This window comes from Aeromicrobium sp. CTD01-1L150, from assembly GCF_041951745.1.
Taxonomy (GTDB): domain Bacteria; phylum Actinomycetota; class Actinomycetes; order Propionibacteriales; family Nocardioidaceae; genus Aeromicrobium.
In genome coordinates this window covers 331,569-354,127 of the sequence record NZ_CP169555.1, presented here as the reverse complement: position 1 = coordinate 354,127, position 22,559 = coordinate 331,569, and the positions used below count along the sequence as shown (strand labels likewise).

The following is a 22,559-nucleotide window of genomic DNA, read 5'->3' as shown; positions in this document are numbered from 1 at the left end:
GGATCGGGGCAGACGATCCTCCTCGATCCGTCTAGGGTCGGGTCATGGGCGAACTTCTTCGCATGCCGGACCGTCCGAGCTCACCGCCGGCACCCGAACCGTTGTGGCGCGAGGCGGTGGGCGAGCAGCTCCGACGCCGCCGACACGAGCACCGCAGGACGCTCGGCGAGGTCGCCGAACGTGCGGGCATCTCCACGCAGTACCTGTCCGAGATCGAGCGCGGGCTGAAGGATCCCTCGTCGGAGATCCTGGCGGCGGTCACCGGGGCGCTCGACCTGACCCTGTTGGACCTCACGACCGTCATCACCCGAGACCTGGGCAGTCAGCGACGCACCGGCGCGCCACAGGGTCCGCTGGCCCTCGTCGTGTGATCAGCCGGGGCGCTCGGCGATGACCTCGTCAGCCAGCCCGTAGTCGACGATCTCGCTGCCGCGCAGGATCCGGTCACGGTCGGTGTCCCGTCGCAGTGCGTCGACGTCCTGCCCCGTGTGCAGGCTGAGGGCCTGCTCCAGCTCCTCGCGCACCCGTAGCACCTCGTCGGCGGCCAGCACGAGGTCGGGGATCGTGCCCCGCCCCTGGCCCGACGGCTGGTGCAGGAGTACGCGGGCGTGCGGCAGGACGGTGCGGCGACCCGGGGCCCCTGCCGCGAGCAGCAGCGCCGTGGGGCCGAACGCCTGGCCTACGCACGTCGTCTCCACAGGAGCGCGGCAGTAGCGGATCGTGTCGTAGAGCGCGAACGTGGCGCTGACTGACCCGCCGGCGGAGTTCAGGTAGAGGTTGACCGGCAGCTCTCGGCTCTCGGACTCCAGGTGCAGGACCTGCGCGATCAGGGCGTTCGCGACCCCGTCGTCGATCTCGGTCCCCAGGTAGACGATCCGCTCCTCGAGCAACCGGCTGTAGACGTCCATGACCTTCTCGCCGCGCGGCGTGCGGCTCACGACGTTCGGGATCGTGTACGTGCTCATCGCGCCGCCTTGTCCGGGTGCAGGCCGGGTCGGCGCCCCGGTGACGGACGCACGCTGGCGAGGTCGTCGACGACGTGGTCCACGAAGCCGTACTCGAGGGACTCCGCTGCCGTGAACGTGTGGTCGCGCTGGGAGTCCTCGAAGATCCGCTCGATGCTCTGACCGGTCCGTTCGGCCGTGATGGCCAGGACGGTGTCCCGGGTGCGGCGCAGGACGTCGGCCTGGAGCTCGATGTCGGGCGCGCTGCCGCCGATGCCGGCTGACCCCTGGTGCAACAACACCTGCGCGTGCGGGAGCGCGTACCGCCGGCCCGGAGTCCCGACGGTGAGCAGGAACTGCCCGGCGCTGTATGCCATGCCGAGCGCGACGGTGACGACGTCGTTGGGCACCAGGTTCATCGTGTCGTGGATGGCGAGCATCGCCGACACCGAGCCGCCCGGGGAGTTGATCCACAACGCGACGTCCGTCGTCGGGTCCTGTGCCGACAGGGTGACGATCTGTGCGCACAGCATCGCGCCGATCTCGTCGTCCAGTGCCGTGTCGAGCATCAGGATGCGTTGGCCAAGCAGGTCTTCCTTGGTGCGACGCCCGAGGGCCGGTGGTTGCTCGTCTTGTGTCATGGCTCGAGCGTGGCCCACTGCGCGCGTCGATCCCAGGGGGTGCTGCCGGGAGCAGATCCGCGCTCAGCAGATGGGTGGGAACGGCTCTCTCGCGAGTGGCTCAGGCAGCGCCGTGGGCGTCGGCGACGGCCTGCGCCTCGGCCTGCAGGGCCTCCAGCACGAGCCGTACCGATGGACGCTCGTACCGGTCCGGGCGCAGCAGCGCGGAGATCTCGCGCTGGGCGCGTACCCCGGTGAGGGGCTTGGTGACCAGGCCGTTGCTGTGCACGCGGGTGGTGAACCGGGGCAGGATGGCCAGTCCGTGCCCGCCGGCCACCATGGCCTCGACGACCCCGTTGTTGGCGAAGCGCTGCACCACCCGCACGGGTTCACCGGTGGCCGCGACGACCTTCTCCAGCACCTGGTCGAAGGGTTGGCCCTGGGGGACGCCGATCCAGGGCTCGTCGGCGACGTCCTTGGGCGAGAGGGTCCTGCGCGCGGCGAGCGGGTGGTCCTGCGGTACTGCGACGTCGAGCGGCTCGGTCATCAGCGGCACCACCTGCAGACCGCGCTCGTGCCAGGTCGACGAGGTGGCCGGGGTGTCGGAGACCACGACGTCGTGGTCGGTGGTGAGCTCGCCGTAGTCGCCGGTCACCTCCACGTCGGAGCACTCCAGCTCCAAGGCGGGGGTGCCGGGCCCCGGGCGGCCGACAACACCGCCGGGGGTGCCGGGCCCCGGGCGGCCGACAACACCGGCGGTGAGATCGGCGACGCGGGTCAGGACGCCGGGCAGGAGCATCTCCGCCCCGGTCGGGAAGGTGGTCAGCGTGACGCGACCCGCGGGTTGGGCCATGAACTCGCGCCAGGCTCCCTCGGCACGCTCGATGGCGGTGGCGATCTCGGTGGCCGTCCGGGCGAGCGCACGACCCGCCTCGGTGAGGACGACGCCTCGCCCGGCCGGTTCCACGAGTCGGTATCCGGCCTCGCGTTCCAGCGTCTTGAGCTGCTGGGAGACCGCCGAGGGGGTGATCTTCATCGCATCGGCCGTCGCGCCGACGGAGCCCCGCTCGCCCAACTCCCTGAGAATCCCGAGTCGTCGCACGTCCATGTAGCAATGCTACATATCGAATGAAGTTCTCTTCGCTTGTCCTTGACGGTTTCTGTCGTGACCATGGAGGAGTCCCACCCGCTCCAGCACCCCAAGGAGGCCCTCATGATCGCTCTCTCGATCCTCGGCGTCGCAGCGCTCGCCATCGGCACCGTCAACACCACCAGGCTCGTCGCCACCGACGGCCTGCACCGCGTCGCCACCATCCAGCGGTTCTGACCGCGGGCGTCGGCTCCTCCCGACGCCGCCGTTCGATCTCGTGGCCAGCTGGGAGACACGGCTCACCTGCACCGATGCTCACTCGGACTTGTCTGTCGGCCGTCCGAGGCGGATACTGGTTACCAGCCGGTAGCACTCTTCGGTAACTTCACCGCACCGGACCCGTCACCCCAGCTGAGGAACAGGCAGCATGAGCCACTACAAGAGCAACCTGCGCGACATCGAGTTCAACCTCTTCGAGCTCCTCGGTCGCGACGACGTCCTGGGCCAAGGCCCCTTCGCCGAGCTCGACGTCGAGACCGCCAAGAGCATCCTCGCCGAGGTCGACCGCCTCTCGCGTGATGAGCTGGCCGCCTCCTTCGACGACTCCGACCGCAACCCGCCGGTCTACGACGCCGACGCCAAGACCGTCACCATGAACCCGGCGTTCGCCAAGAGCTACGCGGCCTGGATGGACTCCGGCATGTGGAACCTGCAGGTTCCCGAGGAGCTCGGCGGCCAGAAGGCCCCCTCCTCACTGGTCTGGTCCACCGCCGAGTTCGTCCTGGGCGCCAACCCACCGGTGTGGATGTACGCCGCCGGCCCGGGCTTCGCACGGGTCATCTTCGAGACCGGCACGGACCGCGACAAGCTGATCGCCCAGCACATGGTCGAGAAGCAGTGGGGCGCCACGATGGTCCTCACCGAGCCCGACGCCGGCTCCGACGTCGGCGCCGGCCGCAGCAAGGCGACGCCCAACGAGGACGGCTCCTGGAACATCGAGGGCGTCAAGCGCTTCATCACCTCGGCCGAGCACGACATGAGCGAGAACATCATGCATCTCGTGCTCGCGCGTCCGCAGGGCGTCGAGGGAGCCGGCGGCCCCGGAACCAAGGGCCTGAGCCTGTTCCTGGTGCCCAAGATCCACTTCGACCACGAGACCGGCGAGCTGACCGGCGAGCGCAACGGCGTCTACGTCACCAACGTCGAGAAGAAGATGGGCATCAAGGTCTCCACGACGTGCGAGGTCACCTTCGGCGACCCGAGCCTGGGCGGGCCGGCCAAGGGCTGGCTGCTGGGCGAGGTGCACGACGGCATCAACCAGATGTTCCGCGTCATCGAGAACGCTCGCATGATGGTGGGCGCCAAGGCCATCGCCACGTTGTCCACCGGGTACCTCAACGCACTGGACTACGCCAAGGAGCGCATCCAGGGCGCCGACCTGACGCAGGCCTCCGACAAGACGGCTCCGCGCGTGAGCATCACCCACCACCCGGACGTGCGCCGTTCGCTGCTGACGCAGAAGGCGTTCGCCGAGGGCCTGCGTTCACTCATGCTCTACACCGCCACGTGGCAGGACGCGGTCATGCTCAAGGAGGCCGCCGGCGAGGACGCCGCCCTCGAGGAGGCCGTCAACGACCTCCTGCTGCCGATCGTCAAGGGCTACGGCTCCGAACGCTCCTGGGTGCTGCTGGGCACCGAGTCGCTGCAGACGTTCGGCGGTTCGGGGTTCCTGCAGGACTACCCGCTCGAGCAGTACGTCCGCGACGCCAAGATCGACACTCTCTACGAGGGCACGACGGCCATCCAGGGCCAGGACCTGTTCTTCCGCAAGATCGTGAAGGACAAGGGCCGGGCCATCGGCCACCTCGCCCAGGAGATCCAGGCCTTCACCGAGAGCGATGCCGGCAACGGTCGTCTCAAGGTCGAGCGCGAGCTGCTCGCCAAGGGCCTGGAGGACGCGCAGGCGATTCTCGGAGCGGTGTTCTCCGACCTCATGGCCAGCAACCCGGCCGACGAGAAGGGCGACATCAACAACATCTACAAGGTCGGCCTGAACACCACGCGCCTGGTGTACGTGCTCGGCGACCTGGTGGTCTCCTGGCTGCTGCTGCGTGGAGCCGAGGTGGCCCTGGAGAAGCTGGGCGGCGCCGTCTCGACCAGCGACAAGGCCTTCTACGAGGGCAAGGTCGCCGCGGCGTCGTTCTTCGCCAAGAACGTGCTGCCCCATCTCGCCAGCGAGCGCGCCGTCGCCGAGTCCGTCGACGACTCCGTCATGGAGCTCGACGAAGCCGCCTTCTGATCGGCGCTCCTGCCGATCCCAGGAGCTCATGGCCATCCTGCCCCACCCTCGGTCCGCTGAGGCCGGTGAGCCGGGGAGCGCCGTGGACAGTGCCCCTGGTTCCCATGAGTTCATGGGAACCAGGGGCACTGTCGTGAGGTGGCTCGGCGTCGCTTGCCCGGTACCGCCCCACAGCGCACCTATGCTCGTCACGGACCAAGGAGGCACGTCATCAGGCTCGTCAACCCGTTGTGGTACCTCGCCGCCTTCCTGCTCGCCCTCGGCGGCCAGGTGGTGGGCACGGCCGTCGCTGCCGGCGCCTGGGACGGCGTCCGTGACGCATCGCTGCTGAGCACCACCGAGCCGATCGATGCCGGCGACGCCTCGCTCGCGGTCTACACCGACATCCTGCAGCCGGACCGCGACGTCACCTGCACCGCCACCGGCCCGGACGACGACGCGGAGCCGATCGACATTCCCGAGGCGCCCCTCGAGCTGACCGCCACCAGCGAAGGTGCCAGCTGGTACCTCATCGGGTTCCTCATGGAGGGCCGTGACGAGCTGACCGTGGCGTGCGAGCCGTCCGACGACGCCGGCGACAGCGCCACCTACGTGGCGGGGGTCGCCGAGGGCGTGCAGGATCGCGCCAACGTCGGCAACGGCATCACCTGGCTGGCCACCTTGCTCGGTATCATCCTCGCCGTGGCAGTCTTCCTCTCACGCCGCCGCACCCGAAAGGAAGGCGACTCATGAGCGAGCGCCAGCGAGCGAACCATCCAGCACACCTCACGCGGACACGTCCCTACGCTTCTTCCTCCAAGGGCGTGACCGCAGTGAGCGAGCGCCAGCGAGCGAACCATCCAGCACACCTCACGCGGGCACGTCCCTACGCTTCTTCTTCCAAGGGCGTGACCGCGTGAGCGAGCTGCAGACCTACGTCGACGCCTGGAGCCACAGTGTGCACGCGGTCCTCGGCCTCACCGACGACATCGCCGAGCACGAGTGGATGCTCTCCACCGACCTGCCCGGATGGACCGTGCACGACGTCGTCGCGCACCTCGCCCATCTTGAGGCGGTGCTGGCGGGGCAGACTCCCGACCTCGAGATGGCCACCACGGCCCTCGGAGTCGAGAACAGCTACACCGAGGGCGGCGTGCAGGAACGCCGTACCCGCAGCACCAGCGACATCGTGGCCGAGCTGCGCGCAGGCGTCGCAACCCGCGAGGCGCTGCTCACCGAGCTGCCGGAGGATCCGAGTGTCCCTGCGGACCGTACGCCGGGGTCGGCGCCGTGGACGTGGGAGACGTTGCTGCGCAACCGTGCCGTCGACGTCTGGTGCCACGAGCAGGACATCCGACGCACGATCGAGCGACCGGGCAACCTCGCCTCGCCCGGCGCCCAGGTCACCGCACACTCCTTCGCAGCAGCGATGCCGTTCGTCCTGGGCAAGCGGATCGCCCCGCCTCCGGGGACCAGCGTCCACTGGCACCTGACGGGCGACGTGCCGCTGGAGATCGGCGCCACGATCGACGACACCGGCCGTGCCCGGCCGGGCGCCGGCGACGAGCCGACCACGACGCTGAGCATGACGTCGGAGGTCTTCTGCATCCTGGTCGCCGGCCGGCGACGGCCCGCCGACGTCGAGGTCGAGGTCACCGGGGACTCCGACCTCGGGGACCGGGTGCTCGCGAACATGACCATCACCACCTGACCATCGGGGCCATGGGGCCACGCCTCGAGTGGATCGTCGCTACGGTGGTCCCATGAGCTGGTCCACCGACGACATCCCCGACCTCGCCGGACGCCGAGCAGTGATCACCGGAGTCACTGGCGGCCTCGGCTTCCACACGGCGCTGGAGCTGGGGCGAGCGGGGGCCGCACTGACAGTCACCGCCCGCAATCCCTCCAAGGCCGATGACACCGTCGCCCGGCTGCGTGCCGAGCTGCCGGACCTCGACGTCGAGGTGCTCGCGCTCGACCTGGCCGACCTGGCCGACGCCCGCCGGGCCGGCGCAGAGCTGGTCCGGCGGCACGACCAGATCGACGTCCTGGTCAACAACGCCGGCATCATGATCCCGCCGTACAGCACGACGGCCGACGGTTTCGAGCTGCAGATCGGCACCAACCACATCGGCCACTTCGCGTGGACGGCCGAGCTGTGGCCCGTGCTGCGACGATCGGGGGCCCGGATCGTCTCGGTCTCCTCCGTCGCCCACACGACGGTCAGGGGCATCGACCTGAGGACGCTGGCCGCCGAGGGGCCGCCTCGCCGGTACAAGCGCTGGCGGTCCTACGGCGAGTCCAAGCTGGCCAACCTGGTGTTCGCCCTTGAGCTGGACCGCCGGGCCAAGGCCTCCGGGCTCGCCACCGTGAGCGTCGCCGCCCATCCCGGTCTGTCCTCGACGAACCTGCAGAAGACCGGTGTCGCCATGGGCAACCCCCTCGCAGGCTCGGCGTTCCACCAGGTCAGCAGGGTCGTCGCCCAGTCGGCGGCACACGGGGCCTGGCCGCTGCTGAGGGCAGCCACCGACCCCACGTTCGAGGGCGGGGAGTACATCGGGCCGGCGAGCCTCGGCGGTCTACGCGGCCGCCCCCGGCCGGCGCGGTACTCACGAACCGCCCGGGACGAGCAGCTCGGCGACGCCTTGTGGGAGGCCTCCGAGCAGGCCGTCGGCGCCACCTTCGACGTCTGAGGGCGCCGTCGGCTGCCGTCGACCACGCGCCGGTCGACCTCCAGGTGCCCCGACCGTGGACCTGCCCGTCACCGACGACCCGTGGACCAGTATGTGCCCTTGTGAACAGGTTCACGAGAACGCTGGAACCATGGCGGTTTCTCGGTGTTCGATTTGCCGAGCGGCCGTGTTCGATTAGCCATGCGATCCAGGTTGACGTAATATCTGGTGGCGATGAGTCCACTCATGACCGCAAGCCCTGCTGACCAGATGACCGTCCGCGACATCGAACGCGACGACCTTGATGCCCTGATCGACATCAACCAGGACGCCCTGGAGGGCGTCGGTCCCCTCGATCACGACAGTCTCAACCATCTCGTGGAGGAGGCCGACAGCGCCCTGGTGCTCGAGGACGACGGCGACATCGCCGGTTTCGTCATCACCCTGCCCACCGGCGCCGACTACGATTCCAGCCGTTACGACTGGTTCGAGTCCCGCCTGAAGGACTACGTCTACCTCGATCGGATCGTCGTCGCGCAGACGCACCGGCGTCAGGGCGTCGCCTCACGCCTGTACGAGGAGATCGAGGGCGACAAGCCCGTCGCGCTGGAGGTCTACGACCACAACGACGGTTCGCTCGCCTTCCACGAGGGCCGTGGGTTCGAGCCCGTCGGGGAGCTCGAGCACGACGGCACCACGAACATCATGTTCGTGCGCCCTCCCAACTGACCCGCCCCACACCACAGCGCCGCGGAACCGGTCCGGTTCCGCGGCGCTCGTGCGTTCAGCCGAGAGCGCGCATGTGACGCTTGGCGTCGGGGTCCGCCGCGAGCAGCTCTGCACGGGTCTGCCGCCGGAACCGCCAGATCTGGAACAGCCCGAGACCCCACAGGACGTACTGGCACGACATCGCCCACACGAACGCCTCGGGCGTGTACTCCGCGTCCGAGCCCGGAGTGCGCCAGTCGAGCACGACCCCGATCGCGATGACGAGCACCAGGGTGGCCAGGAAACCACCTTGGTTGATGATCCCGGTGGCGGTGCCGAGCCGGTGGGCGGGATTGAAGCTGCGGCCGAAGTCGAAGCCGATCATCGAGGCCGGCCCGCCCACGCCGACCACGACCACGAGCATCACCAGGAGCCACAGCGGAGCACCCCCGGGCCACGCCAGGACCACGGTCCACATCACCACGATCGACGTGATGATGCCGAGCACGAGGTCCGAACGGTGCCACGGGTGCCGCGTGATGAGCCAACCCAGCAGGGGGCCGGCCGCCATCACCGACACCACGAGCACCGTGAGCAGCACGCCGGCCTCGGCCGATGTGCGCCCCTCACCACGGACGAAGTACGGGTAGCCCCACAGCAGGCTGAGCGTCGTGGCACTGAACTGGGTCGTGAAGTGCGTCCAGAACCCCAGCTTGGTGCCCGGGTGGCGCCAGGACTCCGCGAGACTGCTGCGGATCACCGCCCACGACAGCGGCGGCCCGAGCACTCGGCGCTGCTGCGGGGCGTCGTGGATGGCGAGGAGGAGCACCACCAGCAGGATGACGCCCAGTCCTGCGGCCGCCAGGTAGGTGACCGTCCAGCCGAGCTCGCGCAGCGCCCACGTCATGGGAATGGCCGCGACGATCGCCCCGAGCTGTCCGGTGACTCCGGTGAGCTGGGTGACGATGGGGATGCGGCGCGGCGGGAACCAGGTGTTCACCAACCGCAGCACGCACACGAAGGTCATCGCATCGCCCAGGCCCACGAAGACGCGTGCCCCGAGCGCGACGGCATAGGTGTCGGCCAGGGCGAAGGCGGCCTGGGACAGGACCAGCACGATGGTGCCGATCGTGAGGATGCGCCGAGCACCGAAGCGGTCCAGCAGCAGCCCGACCGGGATCTGCATCCCGGCATAGACCACCAGCTGCAGCATCACGAACGACGACAGCTGCGCCGCGGTGATTCCGAACCGGTCCGAGGCTTCCAGTCCGGCGACGGCCAGCGAGGAGCGGTGGAAGACCGCCAGGAAGTAGACGGCCAGGCCCACCAACCAGATGAGCGTGGCCCCGCGCGGGACGGGCGCCAAGGTGCTCACCGTGCCAGTGAACCACCAGTCGGCCTCCACGTCGCCGACGGGTGGTCGACCTCAACTCGCACGACACCGGGCGCTGCGAACCCATCACGAGCACCCGAGGACAGCCCAGTGGGACGCCTCACCTGACCCAGATTCGTGAGCACCCGCACTCGATGAACGGCCAGTTGGGTGCGGGGGATCACAAACCTGGGCGGCGGTCAGAAGGTGAGGGCCATGGCGGGGTCGCGCAGGATGGCCGCGACGTCGGACAGGAAGCGTGAGCCCTGCTCGCCGTCGACGACGCGGTGGTCGAAGCTCAGCGCGAGCGTGGTGACCCAGCGGGGCACCACGGCATCGTGCTCGTCCACCCACGGCCTGCGCTCGATCGCGCCGACGGCGAGGATGCCGGACTCCCCCGGGTTGAGGATGGGCGTCCCGCCATCGACCCCGAACACCCCGATGTTGGTGATGGTGAACGAACCCCCAGCCATCTGCGCCGGCTGCGTGCGTCCGGCACGGGCCGTCTCGGTGAGGTCGGCCAGGGCCAGTGCCAGGTCGCGCAACGACAACGACTGCGCCGCCGGGATGTTGGGCACCACCAGACCGCGCTCGGTGGCCGCCGCGATCCCCAGGTTGACGTCGCGCTTGACGACGATCTCCTGAGCCGCCTCGTCCCACGTGGCGTTCAGCTCCGGCGTGCGGCGCAGCGCGAGGCACACGGCCCGCGCCACGACGAGGGTCGGCGAGACCTTGACGCGTTGTCCTGAGCCTGCCGAAGGGTCCCGGAACTCGCGCGAGGCCTTCAACCGCTCCACCAGTGCCATCGTGGCCGAGACGTCGAGGGTGACCCACTCGGTGACGTGCGGTGCGGTGAACGCCGAGGAGACCATCGCCTGCGCCGTCACCTTGCGCACGCCCTTGACCGGGATGCGAGTCTCCGTCCCCATTTCCGCCGGCCCCCGAGCCCCCCGCTGCGCTCCGGGCGGTCCGGCCGTGTCGACGCCGTCCCTGGCCGCGATGAACGCCTCGACGTCCGCTCGGCTCACGACGGGACCGTCGCACGGCACCTCGGTGAGGTCGATCCCGTGGTCCTTGGCCAGCTTGCGCACCGGCGGCTTGGCCAGGGCGCGCAGCGGGCGCGGCGGCCCGGGAGTGCCCTCAGGCGACTCCGGCGCCACGGACGACGCCTCCAGCTGGGCGTCGGCGGCCTGTGCCTGCCCGCTGGTGCGCCGGCGACGCCGCCGCGAGGAGTCCGCCCGCGGCCCGTAGCCCACCAGGACGCTCTGGCGCCCCGCACCGGCCGACCCCGGTTCCGACTGAGCGGCCGGCGTCGGTTCCAGCGCGGGCTCGACCCGCTCCGCACCGTCCTCGGACTGCGCGCCGATGCTGATGATCGGCGTGCCGACCGGGACCGTCGCACCCTCCTCGACGTGGATGGCCGACACGGTTCCCGCGTACGGGCTCGGCAGCTCCACGACCGACTTGGCGGTCTCGATGTCCACGATGGTCTGGTTGACGGTGATCTCATCGCCCACGGCGACGTGCCACGTGACGATCTCGGCCTCGGTCAGGCCCTCACCCACGTCGGGCAGCTTGAACTCGCTCATCATTCCCCCTCAGTACGCCAGGGAGCGGTCGACGGCGTCGAGCACCCGGTCCAGGTCCGGCAGGAACTCCTCCTCCACCCGACTGGGCGGGTAGGGCAGGTCGTACCCGGTGACGCGCAGGACCGGAGCCTCCAGCGAGTGGAAGCACTCCTCCTGCACGCGGGCGGCGATCTCGGCGCCGAGGCCGAGCGTCCGCGATGCCTCGTGCACGACGATCGCGCGGCCGGTGCGGCGCACCGAGTCGTGGACGGGGTCGAGGTCGAGCGGCGAGAGGGTGCGCAGGTCGATGACCTCCAGGTCCAGGCCGTCCTCGGTGGCTGCCTCGGCGGACTCCAGGCACGTGCGCACCATGGGTCCGTAGGCCAGCAACGTCGCGTCGGAGCCGGAGCGAGCGACCCGCGAGGCGTGCAGCGGCAGCGGCTCGGATCCGATCTGCGAGGTGTCCCAGTACCGGCGCTTGGGCTCCATGAAGACGACCGGGTCGTCGGACTCGATCGCCTGCTGCATCATCCAGTACGCGTCGTGGGCGTTGGAGGGCGAGACCACCTTCAGGCCGGCCGTGAGCGCGAACTGCGCCTCGGGACTCTCGGAGTGGTGCTCCACGGCACCGATGCCGCCGCCGAACGGGATGCGGATGACGATGGGCATCGACACCTGCCCGCCGCTTCGGAAGTGCAGCTTGGCCACTTGGCTGACGATCTGGTCGTAGGCCGGGTAGACGAACCCGTCGAACTGGATCTCCACGACCGGCCGAAAGCCTCGGAAGGCCAGACCGACGGCAGCGCCGACGATGCCGGACTCCCCCAGCGGGGTGTCGATGACGCGGTGGAGGCCGAAGTCCTTCTGCAGGCCGTCGGTGACGCGGAAGACGCCCCCGAGAGGACCGACGTCCTCCCCCATGACGACGACCTTGTCGTCGCTCTCGAGAGCGGCCCGCAGGCCCGCATTGACGGCCTTGGCGATGCTGGCCTCGGCGCCGGGACCGATGCTCATGTGAGGCTCCCCTCGAAGGAGTCGCGGTACCTGACGTACTCGGCCCGCTGCTCGGCCAGCTCCGGCGTCTGCTCGGCGTGCACGAGCGAGAACAGCTCGGCGAGGTCGGGCTCGGGCAGGGCGTGGCATGCGGCACGCAGGTGCTCGCCGAGCTGCTCGGCCTCCTGCTCGAGGTCGGTGAAGTGCGACTCCGGTGTCCCCGCCTCGCGGAGGTACGCCTCGACGCGGGCCAGTGGATCCCGTGCGCGCCACATCTCGACCTCACCGGCGTCGCGGTATCGGCCCGGGTCGTCGGACGTGGTGTGCGCACCCATCCGGTAGGTGACGGCCTCGATGAGCATCGGGCCCTGTCCTTCGCGGGCGCGGCGCAGCGCCTCGGTGGTGACGGCGTGGACGGCCAGGACGTCGTTGCCGTCCACCCGGACTCCGGGGAACCCGAAGCCGGCAGCCCGCTGCACGAGCGGCACCTTGGTCTGCCGCTCCAACGGCACCGAGATGGCCCAGTGGTTGTTCTGGCAGAAGAAGACGACCGGCGCGGAGAACGACGCCGCCCAGATGAACGCCTCGTTGACGTCGCCCTGGCTGGTGGCCCCGTCGCCGAAGTAGGCGATCGCGGCGCCGTTGCGCTCGTCCCCTCCCTGGTCGGCCCCGTCCTCATCGACACCGTGGCCCACTTGTCCGTCCAGGGTCAGGCCCATGGCGTAGCCGGTGGCGTGCAACGTCTGCGCGCCGATGACGATGCTGTAGAGCGCCATGCCGGCCTGGGCCGGGTCCCAGCCGCCGAGCTCGACGCCGCGGAACAGGCCGAGCAGCTTGGCGGGGTCGATGCCGCGGCACCAGGCGACGCCGTGCTCGCGGTAGGTGGGGAAGGCGAAGTCGCTGGCTCCGAGGGCCCGGCCGGAGCCCACCTGGGCTGCCTCCTGGCCCAGGCACGGGGCCCACAGGCCGAGCTCGCCGTGCCGCTGCAGGGCCGTGGCCTCGGCGTCGATCCGGCGGACCAGGACGAGGTCGCGGTGAAGGGCGCGGATCGCCTCGTCGTCGCCGTCGAAGGCGTACGTCTGGTGCTCGGTGCGCCGACCGTCCGGCGTCAGGAGCTGGACGAGGTCGTCATCGGCCTGGACCGATGGGTGGAAGGGATCGCTCATGCTGGTCCTCTCGCTGCCGACACGGGGTTCCCGGTCGGGTTGGCGGTGCGGGGACGGCGCCGTCCACGGGGGTGGTGTGGTCGGCTCCGACCTGTGGCGTGACCACTGTCACATCACGCCTCCACGGTACCCCGTGCCCAGGACCCGGGCCAAGCGCCCCGCCTCGGCCTCGGCCGAGCGCTGCGTCGTGTCCCCGTGCGGCAGCGCGGATCACCCGGCCAGCACGCCGCGACGGTCGTCAGCGGCCGGTGCGCCACCACGCGGACGCCTCCAGCAGGCGGTCCACGGCCTCGGTGCTGCCGACGCTGATACGCACGCCCTCGCCGGCGAAGGGGCGCACCGCGATGGGGTGCATCGCCTCGGCGAACGGCACGGCGTCGCCGCCGAGCGGCAGCCAGACGAAGTTGCCCTGGGCATCGGGGAGGTCCCACCCCTGGGCTCTCAGCCCGTCGACGAGCAGGCTCCGCTGGGCGACGACCGCCTCGACGCGCTCCTCGAGCTCATCGGCCGACTCGAGGGATGCGACGGCCGCGGCCTGGGCGAGGTCGGTCACCGAGAACGGCGGTGTGACCTTGCGAATCGCCTCGGCGACGGCCGGCGTCGAGATGGCGTACCCGACGCGCAGCCCCGCCAGGCCGAACGCCTTGGAGAACGTGCGCAGCACCACGACGTTCTGGCGTCCGGCTGCCAGGAGGGACAGACCCGTCGCGGCGTTGACGTGCCGCACGAACTCGACGTACGCCTCGTCCACGACGACGAGGACGTCGTCCGGGACGGAGGCGACGAGCCGGTCGAGGTCGGTCTGCCTGACGACGGGCCCGGTGGGGTTGTTGGGGGTGCAGACGAGGACCGCCCGGGTGCGCTCGGTGACCGCAGCGGCCATCGCGTCGAGGTCGTGCGTGGCGTCGGCGCGCAGCGGCACCGGGACGGCGGTCGCTCCGGCCGAGGCGATCGCGATCGGGTACGCCTCGAACGAGCGCCACGGCATCACCACCTCATCGTCCGGCCCGCAGAAGGCGCTCACCAGGTGGAAGAGCACGGCGACCGACCCCGTGCCGGCGGCGAAGCGGTCGGCCGGCAGTCCCGTGGTGCCGGCGAGGGCGTCGTAGAGGTCGTTGATGCCGGCGTCGGGGTAGCGGTTGACGCGGCCCAGTGCCGCGGCGGCCCGCTCCATCACGCCGGGCAGCGGCGGGAAGGGGTTCTCGTTGCTGGAGAGCTTGAGCTCGTCGTCACCGGCCGGCCGGCCGGCACGGTAGAGCGGGAGGTCCGCGACCTCCGGGCGGGGGTTCGGGGCCGTGGGCCGAGAAAGACCCGCGCGGGGGTACGGGGGCGTGGGCCGAGAGGGACCCCGGCGGGGGTTCGGGCCGGGACCAGGTGCAGGCATGGGCCGAGGCTAACGCCTGGAACGTGTTCCGTCGGCCGAGGAGCGGCGGCACCGGACCTGACAAGATGGCCTCATGATCCGACTTCTCACCGCCTGGGTGCTCAACGCCGCTGCGCTGGCTGCGGCCGCGTGGCTGCTCGGGGAGCAGATGAGCATCGGCACCGACGCCGATCCCACTGACCAGCGCCTGCTGACCCTGGCCGCCGTCGCGGCGGTCTTCACCATCGTGAACCAGATCATCACGCCGATCGTGAAGCTCCTGGCGCTGCCGTTCATCATCCTCACGCTCGGTCTCGCGCTGTTGGTCATCAACGCGCTCATGCTGCTGCTCACGCAGCGCATCACCGAGCTGTTCGACGTCGAGTTCGCGATCAACGGCTTCTGGTGGGCCGTCGCCGCGTCGATCGTCATCTCGATCGTCAACGCCGTCCTCGGCAGTCTCACCGGGCGCGAGCGCCGGTGAGCACCCCTCCATATCGGATAGCCGTGGTGTGCCTGGGCAACATCTGCCGCTCACCCATGGCGCACGTCGTGCTGGAGGACCGTCTGGAGAAGGCCGGGCTGGCCGATGAGGTGGTGGTCGCCTCGGCCGGTACGGGTGACTGGCACCGCGGCGACCCGATGGATCATCGTGCGGCCGCGACGCTCGCTGCCGCTGGTTACGACCCCAGCCGGCACCGTGCCCAGACGTTCGACCGCGACTGGTACGCCGAGCACGACCTCCTGCTGGCCATGGACTCCAGCAACCACGCCGACATGGCGGACCTGGCACCCTCGGTCCAGACTCAGGAGCAGCTGCGCATGTTCCGGTCCTTCGACCCCGAGGCGCGCGAGGGCGACGACGAGGTGCCCGACCCCTACCACGGTGGCGACGAGGGGTTCCGTGACGTCCTCGCGATGGTGGAGCGGACCGCCGACGCGATCGTCGAACGGCTGCCGTCGCTGCGCTCCGGGCGCGACGGCTGAGCCCCACCCCGGTAACCTGCCCGCATGGCTCGAATGGCAGGCACGGCAGCACGTGCCGAGGCACTCATCGGACACGGCGTCGTCTCCACGACGCCGGTGGCCGGTGGTGACATCTGCACTGCCACGCGCCTGCGGCTGAGCGACGGCCGCAACGCAGTCATCAAGACCCGCCCGCAGGCGCCCAAGGACCTCTTCCGGCGTGAGGCGGACGGCCTGCGCTGGTTGGGTGAGGCCGGTGGCGCGCCTGTGCCGGAGGTCCTCGGCGTCGACGACGAGTGCCTCGTGCTCGCGTGGGTCGAACCTGGCAAGCCCACACCTGAGGCCGCCGAGGACCTCGGTCGCAGCCTGGCCGCGACGCACGCGGCCGGTGCCGAGACATTCGGGGCGGCCGCCGACGGATTCATCGGCCTGGCACCGCTGCCCAACCGCCCTCTGGAGACGTGGCCGGAGTTCTATGCCTCCCGTCGGGTCATGCCCTACGTCCGGGCTGCCGTCGACCGCAAGGCCCTCACGGTGGAGCAGGCGCAGACCATCGAGGCCACGATGCGGCGCATCCACGACGTCGCGGGGCCTGCCGAACCCCCGGCGCGCATCCATGGCGACCTGTGGTCGGGCAACATCGTGTGGTCCACCGAGGGGAGGGTCTGGCTCATCGATCCGGCAGCGCACGGCGGTCACCGCGAGAGCGATGTCGCGATGCTCGCGCTGTTCGGCGCCCCTCACCTGCAACGCATCCTCGATGCCTATGCCGAGGCCGCCCCCTTGGCGGACGGCTGGCGCGAGCGCATCCCTTTGCACCAGCTGCACCCGCTGCTGGTGCACGCGGTCCTGTTCGGCGGCAGCTACGGTGCGCGTGCCACGGCGGCCGCCCAGGCAGCCCTCGACCCGCCCACCGACTGACCACGGTTCAGCACACACTCAGGCGATGTGGGCACTATGGGTGTCATGAGGATCCTCGTGGTCGATGACGACCGTGCCGTCCGTGACTCGCTGCGCCGGTCCCTGGAGTTCAACGGCTACACCGTCGAGCTCGCCTCCGACGGCGCCGAGGCGCTGGCCAAGGTGCCCCGGATCGACCCGGCCGTCATCGTCATGGACGTCATGATGCCGCGCCTGGACGGGTTGGAGGCCACGCGAGCACTGCGCAGTGCCGGCAACGACGTCCCGATCCTCGTCCTGACCGCCCGCGATGCCGTCTCCGACCGGGTCGACGGCCTGGACGCCGGCGCCGATGACTACCTCACCAAGCCGTTCGCCCTCGATGAGCTGTTGGCCCGGGTGCGTGCACTGCTGCGCCGCGCTGCCCGCCAGGCAGAGCTCGAGGCGGACGAGGCGCCACTGACCTTCGCGGACCTGACCCTGGACCCCGTCACCCGCGACGTCACCCGCGGGGAGCGTTCGATCTCCCTCACGCGCACCGAGTTCGCGTTGCTGGAGCTGTTCATGCAGCGACCCAAGCGCGTGCTCGAGCGGTCCTTCATCCTCGAGGAGGTGTGGGGCTTCGACTTCCCGACCACCGCCAACTCGCTGGAGGTCTACGTCGGCTACGTGCGCCGCAAGCTGGAGGCCGAGGGCGAGGACCGGCTGCTGCACACGGTGCGCGGTGTGGGCTACGTCCTGCGCGAGACACCCCCGTGAGCGAGGCCTCGCCCGACGCGACGCCTGACCAGGCGGAGCAGACTACCTCACGTCGCCGGCCCGTGGGCTCGGCGCTGGACGCCGCCCACCGGGTGATCCACCCGTGGACGGCGCGGGCCTCGCTCGCGCTGCGGGTCGCCCTGCTCACCACGGCAGCCGTCGCGGCGGTACTGGGTGTCGCGAGTGCCGTGCTCTACGTGACTGTGCGTGCCGAGCTGCAGGACGCTCTCGACGACGAGCTGCTCAAGCGCGCCGAGGCGGCCGTGTCCGCCGGCTACAACCCGGGGGCGATGGACGAGGACGACGCCGACCTGCTCTCGGCGTTCGGGATCCGGTTCATCGCCGTCGAGGGCGGCCAGGTCTTCACCCGGCGTGCCGACGCCGACTTCCCCTACGACCGTCGCGAGATCGCCGTCTCCATCGGTGAGGCCCAGACCTCGCGGCGCACCACCACGATCGACGACGAGCCGTACCGCGTCGTGGCGGTGCAGGCCGGACCGGGGCAGGCCCTCGTGCTGGCGCAGTCCATGGAGTCGACGCAGCGTTCGTTGGAGCGCCTGCAGCTCGTGCTGATCCTGACCTCCATGGCGGGGGTTCTCATGGCCGGGCTCGCCGGGTGGGTGGTCGCCGCCAACGGGCTGCGACCGGTCCGGCGGCTCACCGCCGCCACCGAGCGGGTGGCGCGCACCAACGAGCTGCGGCCGATCGAGGTGACGGGGCACGACGAGCTGGCCCGGCTCACGACGTCGTTCAACCAGATGCTGCTCGCACTGGAGGCCTCGCAGACGCGCCAACGCCAGCTCGTCGCCGATGCAGGTCACGAACTGCGTACGCCGCTGACCAGCCTGCGCACCAACATCGAGCTGCTCGGGCAGGCCTCGGAGAACCCCGAGCGCTCACTCACCGCCGAGCAGCGGGGCGAGATCATGGCTGACGTCCGTGCGCAGCTGCAGGAGCTCACGACCCTCGTCGGTGACCTGGTGGAGCTGGCCCGCGACGAGCCCATGAACCGGGCTCCAGAGGAGCTGGACCTCGCCGACGTGGTGGCCCAGGCCGTGGAACGTGTGCGCCCGCGTGCCCAGTCACTCACGCTGGACGTCGAGATCGAGGGGTGGACGGTCACGGGCGAGCCGCCGCTGCTGGAGCGGGCCGTCACCAACTTGTTGGACAACGCCGTCAAGTGGGGTCCTGACCACTCCACGGTGACCGTTCGGCTCACGGGTGGAGTGTTGACCGTGACGGACGAGGGCCCCGGGATCTCCGAGGAGGACCTCCCGCACGTCTTCGACCGCTTCTACCGGGCGCAGGAGGCCCGCACCCTGCCCGGCTCCGGCCTGGGTCTGTCCATCGTCCGGCGGGCCGCGGAGCGTCACGGCGGCAGCGTCACCGCCACCTGTCCGCCCTCGGGCGGCACCGAGTTCCGGATGGAGATCCCCGGCACCGCAGCGGCTGTGGGAGGCTGAGCGGCTCTTCTTCGCGCGGTCACACACACCGCTCAGCGCGTTCTCAGTGATGGGGAAGAATGTGGTCGCATGAGCGAGCGCCAGCGAGTGAACCAAGGACACATCATGCGATCACGTCCCTACGGTGAGTTTGTCCAGGACGTGATCGCATGAGCGAGCGCCAGCGAGCGAATCAACGGCACACCATGCGATCACGTCCCTACGGTGAGTTTGTCCAGGACGTGATCGCATGAGCGAGCGCCAGCGAGCGAATCAACGGCACATCATGCGATCACGTCCCTACGGTGAGTTTGTCCAGGACGTGATCGCATGAGCGAGCGCCAGCGAGTGAATCAACGGCACATCATGCGATCACGTTCCTATGGTGGGTTTGTCGAGGACGTGATCGCATGAGCGACGAGAACGATCCGTTCGCCGCCACGCCCTACGTCCCACCGCATCGCCGCGACGATGCGACGCCGGACGCCGAGCAGGCCGCTGACCAGTCCCCCGCGGGGAGCGAGCCCACGACACCGGGTCAGGACGAACCCACCGTCGAGGTGCCGGGCGGGAACGAGCCCACTGCCGACGCGGCCGAGCATGCGGCGCCGGTGGGCCCGACGGGCGACGCCTCCGAGCAGACGACGCCCGCGCCGTCCGGGCAGCCGCCGGCCGACCGTACCCATCGGTACGACGAGCATGCAGCGACCTCCGCGGGTTCCGGGCACCAGCAGGCCGGCGCCACGGCCCAGCAACAGGCCCCGTACGCGTCCCAGCAGGGGGCCCACCAGTGGGGTCAGGCCCAGCAGGGCGACACCCAGCAGCTCGCTGCGGCGGGCGCGGGAGGTGCCTGGGCGCAGGGCGACTCCCAGGCTGCCGCACAGCCCGCCCCGACCCAGCGCAAGCGCAGGACCGGGCGGTTCCTCGCCGGCGGCCTGGCCATCGTCCTGCTGGCCGGCGCGGCGGGGCTTGGCGGGGCCGCCCTCTACGACCAGCTGAGCGGCGACGACACCGGCATCGTCAGCTCTCTCGGGAGCGACAAGGGTGAGTCGGCGCCCGAGGGCCAGGTCGAGAAGGTCGCAGCATCGGTGCTGCCGTCGGTGACCCAGGTCAATGTGGCCGGTGGCGGGGATGCCGGCTCCGGCACGGGCATCATCATCAGCTCCGACGGTGAGATCCTCACCAACAACCACGTGGTCGAGTCCGCCGCCGACGGTGGGTCGATCACCGTCGCATTCAGCGACGGGACCAACGCGCAGGCCGAGGTCGTCGGTCGCGACCCCAAGACGGACCTGGCCGTCATCAAGGCCGAGGGGCAGAGCGAGCTGAAGCCGGCGACGCTCGGCTCGTCGAGTGACCTCACGGTGGGTCAGGAGGTCGTGGCGATCGGCTCGCCGTTCGGCCTGGAGAGCACCGTGACGAGCGGCATCGTGAGCGCACTCAACCGCCCGGTCGCCTCCTCCGACGGTGCCGGCGGCGAGTCGACCGTCTTCCCGGGCGTGCAGACCGACGCCGCGATCAACCCCGGCAACTCCGGCGGCCCGCTGGTGGATCTGCAGGGTCGCGTCGTCGGCATCAACTCCGCCATCCGATCCGGTGGTCCCACTGCGGGTGAGGCAGGATCGATCGGTCTGGGCTTCGCCATTCCTGTCGACCTCGCGGAGAACGTCGCCGAGCAGCTGCGTGAGGGCCAGACGGTCGAGCATGCGCAGATCGGCGTCACGGTCCGCCCGGCCGTCGACAACGACGAGATCACCGGGATCGGCGCCGAGGTGGTCGAAGTCACCGACGGCAGCGCCGGCGCGGACGCCGGCCTGCAGGAGGGCGACGTGATCACCGCGCTCGACGACGTTCCTGTGGTGAGCTCCAACGCGCTGGTCGCCGCGATCCGCGGCTACCGGCCCGGCCAGGACGTCACGTTGACGTTCCTGCGCGACGGCGAGCAGCAGACCGCCGAGATCACGCTCGACTCCGACGGTGGCAACACCGGCTGACCCGCCCCCTCGTCACCGCCAATTCCCGTGAAGTCATGGGAATTGGCGGTGACTGCATGGTTTCCTGACGTCTGCTCGGCAAGTTCTCCGAGCAGACGTGAAGGAACCGTGCAACAGCCTGAGTCCTAAGCCGGCCGTCGGGCGGAACCCGGCCCCAGACCGCCACCACCGGCCACACGACGCACTCCAAGACCAGCCAGGCCCCCGGCGGAGGTGCCGGGAGCGGGCGGCAAGCAGCACACTGGCGGGATCTCGCGCTGGCACGGCCGGATCCAGGCTCGTCGGTGTCGGTGGTGGTGCCTACCGTGGTCCGAGTGACCACCTCCACCTCACCGCGCGTGCCCACGCGTGACCTCACGTTGCTGGCGCTCACCGCGGTGGTGATCTTCTGGGCCTCCGCCTTCGTCGGCATCCGCGCCGTGTCGGACGTCTTCGATCCCGGACCGTTGGCGCTCGGCAGGCTGGCCGTCGGCGCTCTCGCACTCGCGCTGATCGCCCGTCCGTGGCGCCACCGGATGCCCCGCGGACGCACCCTCGTCCTGGTGGTCGTCTACGGCATCGCCTGGTTCGGGCTCTACAACATCGCGCTCAACGCCGCAGAGGTCACGCTCGACGCCGGCACGACGGCGCTCGTGGTCAACATCGGTCCGATCCTCATCGCCCTGGGTGCAGGCATCTTCCTCTCCGAGGGCTTCCCGCGGCCGCTCATGGTCGGCATGGCCATCTCGTTCGCCGGAGTCGTGCTGATCGCGGCCAGCACACGCGACCCGTCCGGGGTGGCGACGACGAGCATCGTGGGCGTCGTCCTGGCCGTCGGTGCCGCGCTGCTGTATGCCGTCGGGGCGTTGGTGCAGAAGCCGACGCTGGCCGCGGTCGACCCGTCGATGTCGGTGTGGTTGGCGTGCACCGTCGGCGCGGTGGTCTGCCTTCCGTTCGCGCCGCGGCTCACCGAGCAGCTGGGGCGGGCCGACGCCGCAGATGTCGGTTGGCTCGTCTACCTCGGGGTCTTCCCCACCGCGATCGGTTTCGCGGCCTGGGCCTATGCCAGCAAGCGCCTCACCTCGGGCCAGGTCGCTTCCACCACCTACTTGGTGCCGGCGGTGACCACCCTCATCTCCTGGGTGCTGCTGGCCGAGATCCCCGCTGCCCTGGCGTTCGCCGGCGGTGGACTGTGCCTGATCGGCGTGGCCGTCACGCGCTGGCGGTCGCGGCCCGCGACAGGACGACGCTCGGGCCGCCCGCCCCCTTGGCGGGCACTCTGACCGGCGCACCATCTCAGCGCAGTATGGCCCGCCGCATCACTGTCACCTAGCGCGCCGGAGCCACTCCAGTTACGTGAACCAGATCCGCCCCATCAGGTGCACAGTCGCGCTGCTGATCGGTCAGTTTCGAGGGTTCCACTTCCTCGTGGCCGCCACCGAGCTCAACCTCGTCACCGATGACGAAGGGAGCGTATCCCTCGAGCTCGACGGTCTTGCCATCATTGCCAAGGTGTGATCCCTCAGGAGCGATGAGCAGTCGGTCGTCGATAGTGATGCATCCCTGGTCATTGACGGCGGTCGTTCCATGCACACGTGCGAGAAAGGCGCCGTCGGCGTCTTCGTTGATCAGCAACGTGGGTGGTGAAGCGTCACGCTCAACAACAGCGGGTTCCTGCTCATCGCCACACCCTGACAACACCGCGACCGCAGTCAATGCGGCGAGCACCGCGCCGACCCTCGCCC

At 70.2% G+C, this 22,559-nt stretch carries 23 protein-coding genes; 14 read left to right on the top strand and 9 right to left on the bottom strand.

Translation table 11 applies throughout. The annotated features are described in order from the left end of the window. The first annotated feature begins 44 nt into the window (after positions 1 to 44). Positions 45 to 371, top strand: a complete 327-nt coding sequence (locus ACEVFP_RS01700; RefSeq protein ID WP_375001619.1) for a helix-turn-helix domain-containing protein — start codon at positions 45 to 47, stop codon at positions 369 to 371. On the opposite strand, the gene ACEVFP_RS01695 is transcribed toward ACEVFP_RS01700, so the two are convergent. From ACEVFP_RS01695 to ACEVFP_RS01685, 3 genes are all read right to left on the bottom strand, one after another. Further along, on the bottom strand, positions 372 to 965 hold the full coding sequence (locus ACEVFP_RS01695) for a ClpP family protease (protein ID WP_375001618.1): 594 nt from the start codon (positions 963 to 965) through the stop codon (positions 372 to 374). Further along, positions 962 to 1,585, bottom strand: coding sequence for a ClpP family protease (locus tag ACEVFP_RS01690; protein WP_375001617.1), 624 nt, complete (start codon positions 1,583 to 1,585; stop codon positions 962 to 964). The genes ACEVFP_RS01695 and ACEVFP_RS01690 overlap by 4 nt, the downstream gene beginning before the upstream one ends. Positions 1,586 to 1,685: 100 nt before the next feature. Beyond that, positions 1,686 to 2,672, bottom strand: a complete 987-nt coding sequence (locus tag ACEVFP_RS01685) for a LysR family transcriptional regulator (RefSeq protein ID WP_375001616.1) — start codon at positions 2,670 to 2,672, stop codon at positions 1,686 to 1,688. Positions 2,673 to 2,729: 57 nt separating this feature from the next. Between ACEVFP_RS01685 and ACEVFP_RS01680 the strand changes: the two genes are divergently transcribed. From ACEVFP_RS01680 to ACEVFP_RS01655, 6 genes are all read left to right on the top strand, one after another. Beyond that, positions 2,730 to 2,891: a hypothetical protein gene (locus tag ACEVFP_RS01680; protein ID WP_375001615.1), complete on the top strand. Its 162-nt coding sequence runs from the start codon at positions 2,730 to 2,732 to the stop codon at positions 2,889 to 2,891. Between the two features lie 190 nt (positions 2,892 to 3,081). After that, entirely contained in the window at positions 3,082 to 4,953 is a 1,872-nt protein-coding gene (locus ACEVFP_RS01675) for an acyl-CoA dehydrogenase (RefSeq protein WP_375001614.1), read from the top strand. Between the two features lie 138 nt (positions 4,954 to 5,091). Further along, entirely contained in the window at positions 5,092 to 5,685 is a 594-nt protein-coding gene (locus ACEVFP_RS01670; RefSeq protein ID WP_375001613.1) for a hypothetical protein, read from the top strand. Positions 5,686 to 5,848: 163 nt separating this feature from the next. Then, on the top strand, positions 5,849 to 6,643 hold the full coding sequence (locus ACEVFP_RS01665) for a maleylpyruvate isomerase family mycothiol-dependent enzyme (protein WP_375001612.1): 795 nt from the start codon (positions 5,849 to 5,851) through the stop codon (positions 6,641 to 6,643). Positions 6,644 to 6,695: 52 nt separating this feature from the next. Continuing rightward, a complete protein-coding gene (locus tag ACEVFP_RS01660; RefSeq protein WP_375001611.1) occupies positions 6,696 to 7,625 on the top strand; it encodes an oxidoreductase in 930 nt (309 codons plus the stop codon). A gap of 225 nt (positions 7,626 to 7,850) precedes the next feature. Further along, positions 7,851 to 8,333, top strand: a complete 483-nt coding sequence (locus ACEVFP_RS01655; protein ID WP_375001610.1) for a GNAT family N-acetyltransferase — start codon at positions 7,851 to 7,853, stop codon at positions 8,331 to 8,333. A gap of 55 nt (positions 8,334 to 8,388) precedes the next feature. Here the strand turns inward: ACEVFP_RS01655 and ACEVFP_RS01650 are convergent, their stop codons facing one another. The 5 genes from ACEVFP_RS01650 to ACEVFP_RS01630 form a co-directional block, all read right to left on the bottom strand. After that, a complete protein-coding gene (locus tag ACEVFP_RS01650) occupies positions 8,389 to 9,687 on the bottom strand; it encodes a nitrate/nitrite transporter (RefSeq protein ID WP_375001609.1) in 1,299 nt (432 codons plus the stop codon). A 197-nt stretch (positions 9,688 to 9,884) separates the two neighbouring features. Then, a complete protein-coding gene (locus ACEVFP_RS01645; protein WP_375001608.1) occupies positions 9,885 to 11,273 on the bottom strand; it encodes a dihydrolipoamide acetyltransferase family protein in 1,389 nt (462 codons plus the stop codon). Positions 11,274 to 11,282: 9 nt separating this feature from the next. Further along, positions 11,283 to 12,266, bottom strand: a complete 984-nt coding sequence (locus ACEVFP_RS01640) for an alpha-ketoacid dehydrogenase subunit beta (RefSeq protein ID WP_375001607.1) — start codon at positions 12,264 to 12,266, stop codon at positions 11,283 to 11,285. Next, the gene (gene pdhA / locus ACEVFP_RS01635) at positions 12,263 to 13,411 is read right to left on the bottom strand and encodes a pyruvate dehydrogenase (acetyl-transferring) E1 component subunit alpha (RefSeq protein ID WP_375001606.1); all 1,149 of its coding nucleotides are present in this window, start codon (positions 13,409 to 13,411) and stop codon (positions 12,263 to 12,265) included. Before pdhA ends, ACEVFP_RS01640 begins: the two co-directional genes overlap by 4 nt. 238 nt (positions 13,412 to 13,649) lie before the next feature. After that, positions 13,650 to 14,795, bottom strand: a complete 1,146-nt coding sequence (locus ACEVFP_RS01630) for a histidinol-phosphate transaminase (RefSeq protein WP_375001605.1) — start codon at positions 14,793 to 14,795, stop codon at positions 13,650 to 13,652. Between the two features lie 73 nt (positions 14,796 to 14,868). Between ACEVFP_RS01630 and ACEVFP_RS01625 the strand changes: the two genes are divergently transcribed. The 7 genes from ACEVFP_RS01625 (at position 14,869) to ACEVFP_RS01595 (ending at position 22,097) form a co-directional block, all read left to right on the top strand. Beyond that, positions 14,869 to 15,258, top strand: coding sequence for a phage holin family protein (locus tag ACEVFP_RS01625; protein ID WP_375001604.1), 390 nt, complete (start codon positions 14,869 to 14,871; stop codon positions 15,256 to 15,258). Beyond that, the gene (locus ACEVFP_RS01620) at positions 15,255 to 15,761 is read left to right on the top strand and encodes a low molecular weight protein-tyrosine-phosphatase (protein ID WP_375001603.1); all 507 of its coding nucleotides are present in this window, start codon (positions 15,255 to 15,257) and stop codon (positions 15,759 to 15,761) included. The genes ACEVFP_RS01625 and ACEVFP_RS01620 overlap by 4 nt, the downstream gene beginning before the upstream one ends. A gap of 24 nt (positions 15,762 to 15,785) precedes the next feature. Next, a complete protein-coding gene (locus tag ACEVFP_RS01615; RefSeq protein WP_375001602.1) occupies positions 15,786 to 16,661 on the top strand; it encodes a fructosamine kinase family protein in 876 nt (291 codons plus the stop codon). A 45-nt stretch (positions 16,662 to 16,706) separates the two neighbouring features. Further along, positions 16,707 to 17,399: a response regulator transcription factor gene (locus ACEVFP_RS01610; protein ID WP_375001601.1), complete on the top strand. Its 693-nt coding sequence runs from the start codon at positions 16,707 to 16,709 to the stop codon at positions 17,397 to 17,399. Continuing rightward, the gene (locus ACEVFP_RS01605; RefSeq protein WP_375001600.1) at positions 17,396 to 18,862 is read left to right on the top strand and encodes an ATP-binding protein; all 1,467 of its coding nucleotides are present in this window, start codon (positions 17,396 to 17,398) and stop codon (positions 18,860 to 18,862) included. Before ACEVFP_RS01610 ends, ACEVFP_RS01605 begins: the two co-directional genes overlap by 4 nt. A 389-nt stretch (positions 18,863 to 19,251) precedes the next feature. Then, a complete protein-coding gene (locus tag ACEVFP_RS01600) occupies positions 19,252 to 20,835 on the top strand; it encodes a trypsin-like peptidase domain-containing protein (RefSeq protein WP_375001599.1) in 1,584 nt (527 codons plus the stop codon). Between the two features lie 314 nt (positions 20,836 to 21,149). Then, positions 21,150 to 22,097, top strand: a complete 948-nt coding sequence (locus ACEVFP_RS01595; protein WP_375001598.1) for a DMT family transporter — start codon at positions 21,150 to 21,152, stop codon at positions 22,095 to 22,097. Between the two features lie 46 nt (positions 22,098 to 22,143). Here the strand turns inward: ACEVFP_RS01595 and ACEVFP_RS01590 are convergent, their stop codons facing one another. Then, positions 22,144 to 22,542 carry a hypothetical protein gene (locus ACEVFP_RS01590; protein ID WP_375001597.1) on the bottom strand — a complete coding sequence of 133 codons (399 nt, stop codon included), beginning with the start codon at positions 22,540 to 22,542 and terminating at the stop codon, positions 22,144 to 22,146. Between the last annotated feature and the right edge of the window lie 17 nt (positions 22,543 to 22,559).

What these genes read in the sequence shown, in the direction of transcription:
- ACEVFP_RS01675 (WP_375001614.1), top strand. Translation starts at nt 3,082, where the DNA reads ATGAGCCACTACAAGAGCAACCTGCGCGACATCGAGTTCAACCTCTTC.
- ACEVFP_RS01690 (WP_375001617.1), bottom strand. Translation starts at nt 1,585, where the DNA reads ATGACACAAGACGAGCAACCACCGGCCCTCGGGCGTCGCACCAAGGAA.
- ACEVFP_RS01645 (WP_375001608.1), bottom strand. Translation starts at nt 11,273, where the DNA reads ATGAGCGAGTTCAAGCTGCCCGACGTGGGTGAGGGCCTGACCGAGGCC.
- ACEVFP_RS01655 (WP_375001610.1), top strand. Translation starts at nt 7,851, where the DNA reads ATGACCGCAAGCCCTGCTGACCAGATGACCGTCCGCGACATCGAACGC.
- ACEVFP_RS01700 (WP_375001619.1), top strand. Translation starts at nt 45, where the DNA reads ATGGGCGAACTTCTTCGCATGCCGGACCGTCCGAGCTCACCGCCGGCA.
- ACEVFP_RS01695 (WP_375001618.1), bottom strand. Translation starts at nt 965, where the DNA reads ATGAGCACGTACACGATCCCGAACGTCGTGAGCCGCACGCCGCGCGGC.
- ACEVFP_RS01630 (WP_375001605.1), bottom strand. Translation starts at nt 14,795, where the DNA reads ATGCCTGCACCTGGTCCCGGCCCGAACCCCCGCCGGGGTCCCTCTCGG.
- ACEVFP_RS01640 (WP_375001607.1), bottom strand. Translation starts at nt 12,266, where the DNA reads ATGAGCATCGGTCCCGGCGCCGAGGCCAGCATCGCCAAGGCCGTCAAT.
- ACEVFP_RS01615 (WP_375001602.1), top strand. Translation starts at nt 15,786, where the DNA reads ATGGCTCGAATGGCAGGCACGGCAGCACGTGCCGAGGCACTCATCGGA.
- ACEVFP_RS01660 (WP_375001611.1), top strand. Translation starts at nt 6,696, where the DNA reads ATGAGCTGGTCCACCGACGACATCCCCGACCTCGCCGGACGCCGAGCA.
- ACEVFP_RS01625 (WP_375001604.1), top strand. Translation starts at nt 14,869, where the DNA reads ATGATCCGACTTCTCACCGCCTGGGTGCTCAACGCCGCTGCGCTGGCT.
- pdhA (WP_375001606.1), bottom strand. Translation starts at nt 13,411, where the DNA reads ATGAGCGATCCCTTCCACCCATCGGTCCAGGCCGATGACGACCTCGTC.
- ACEVFP_RS01610 (WP_375001601.1), top strand. Translation starts at nt 16,707, where the DNA reads ATGAGGATCCTCGTGGTCGATGACGACCGTGCCGTCCGTGACTCGCTG.
- ACEVFP_RS01685 (WP_375001616.1), bottom strand. Translation starts at nt 2,672, where the DNA reads ATGGACGTGCGACGACTCGGGATTCTCAGGGAGTTGGGCGAGCGGGGC.
- ACEVFP_RS01600 (WP_375001599.1), top strand. Translation starts at nt 19,252, where the DNA reads ATGAGCGACGAGAACGATCCGTTCGCCGCCACGCCCTACGTCCCACCG.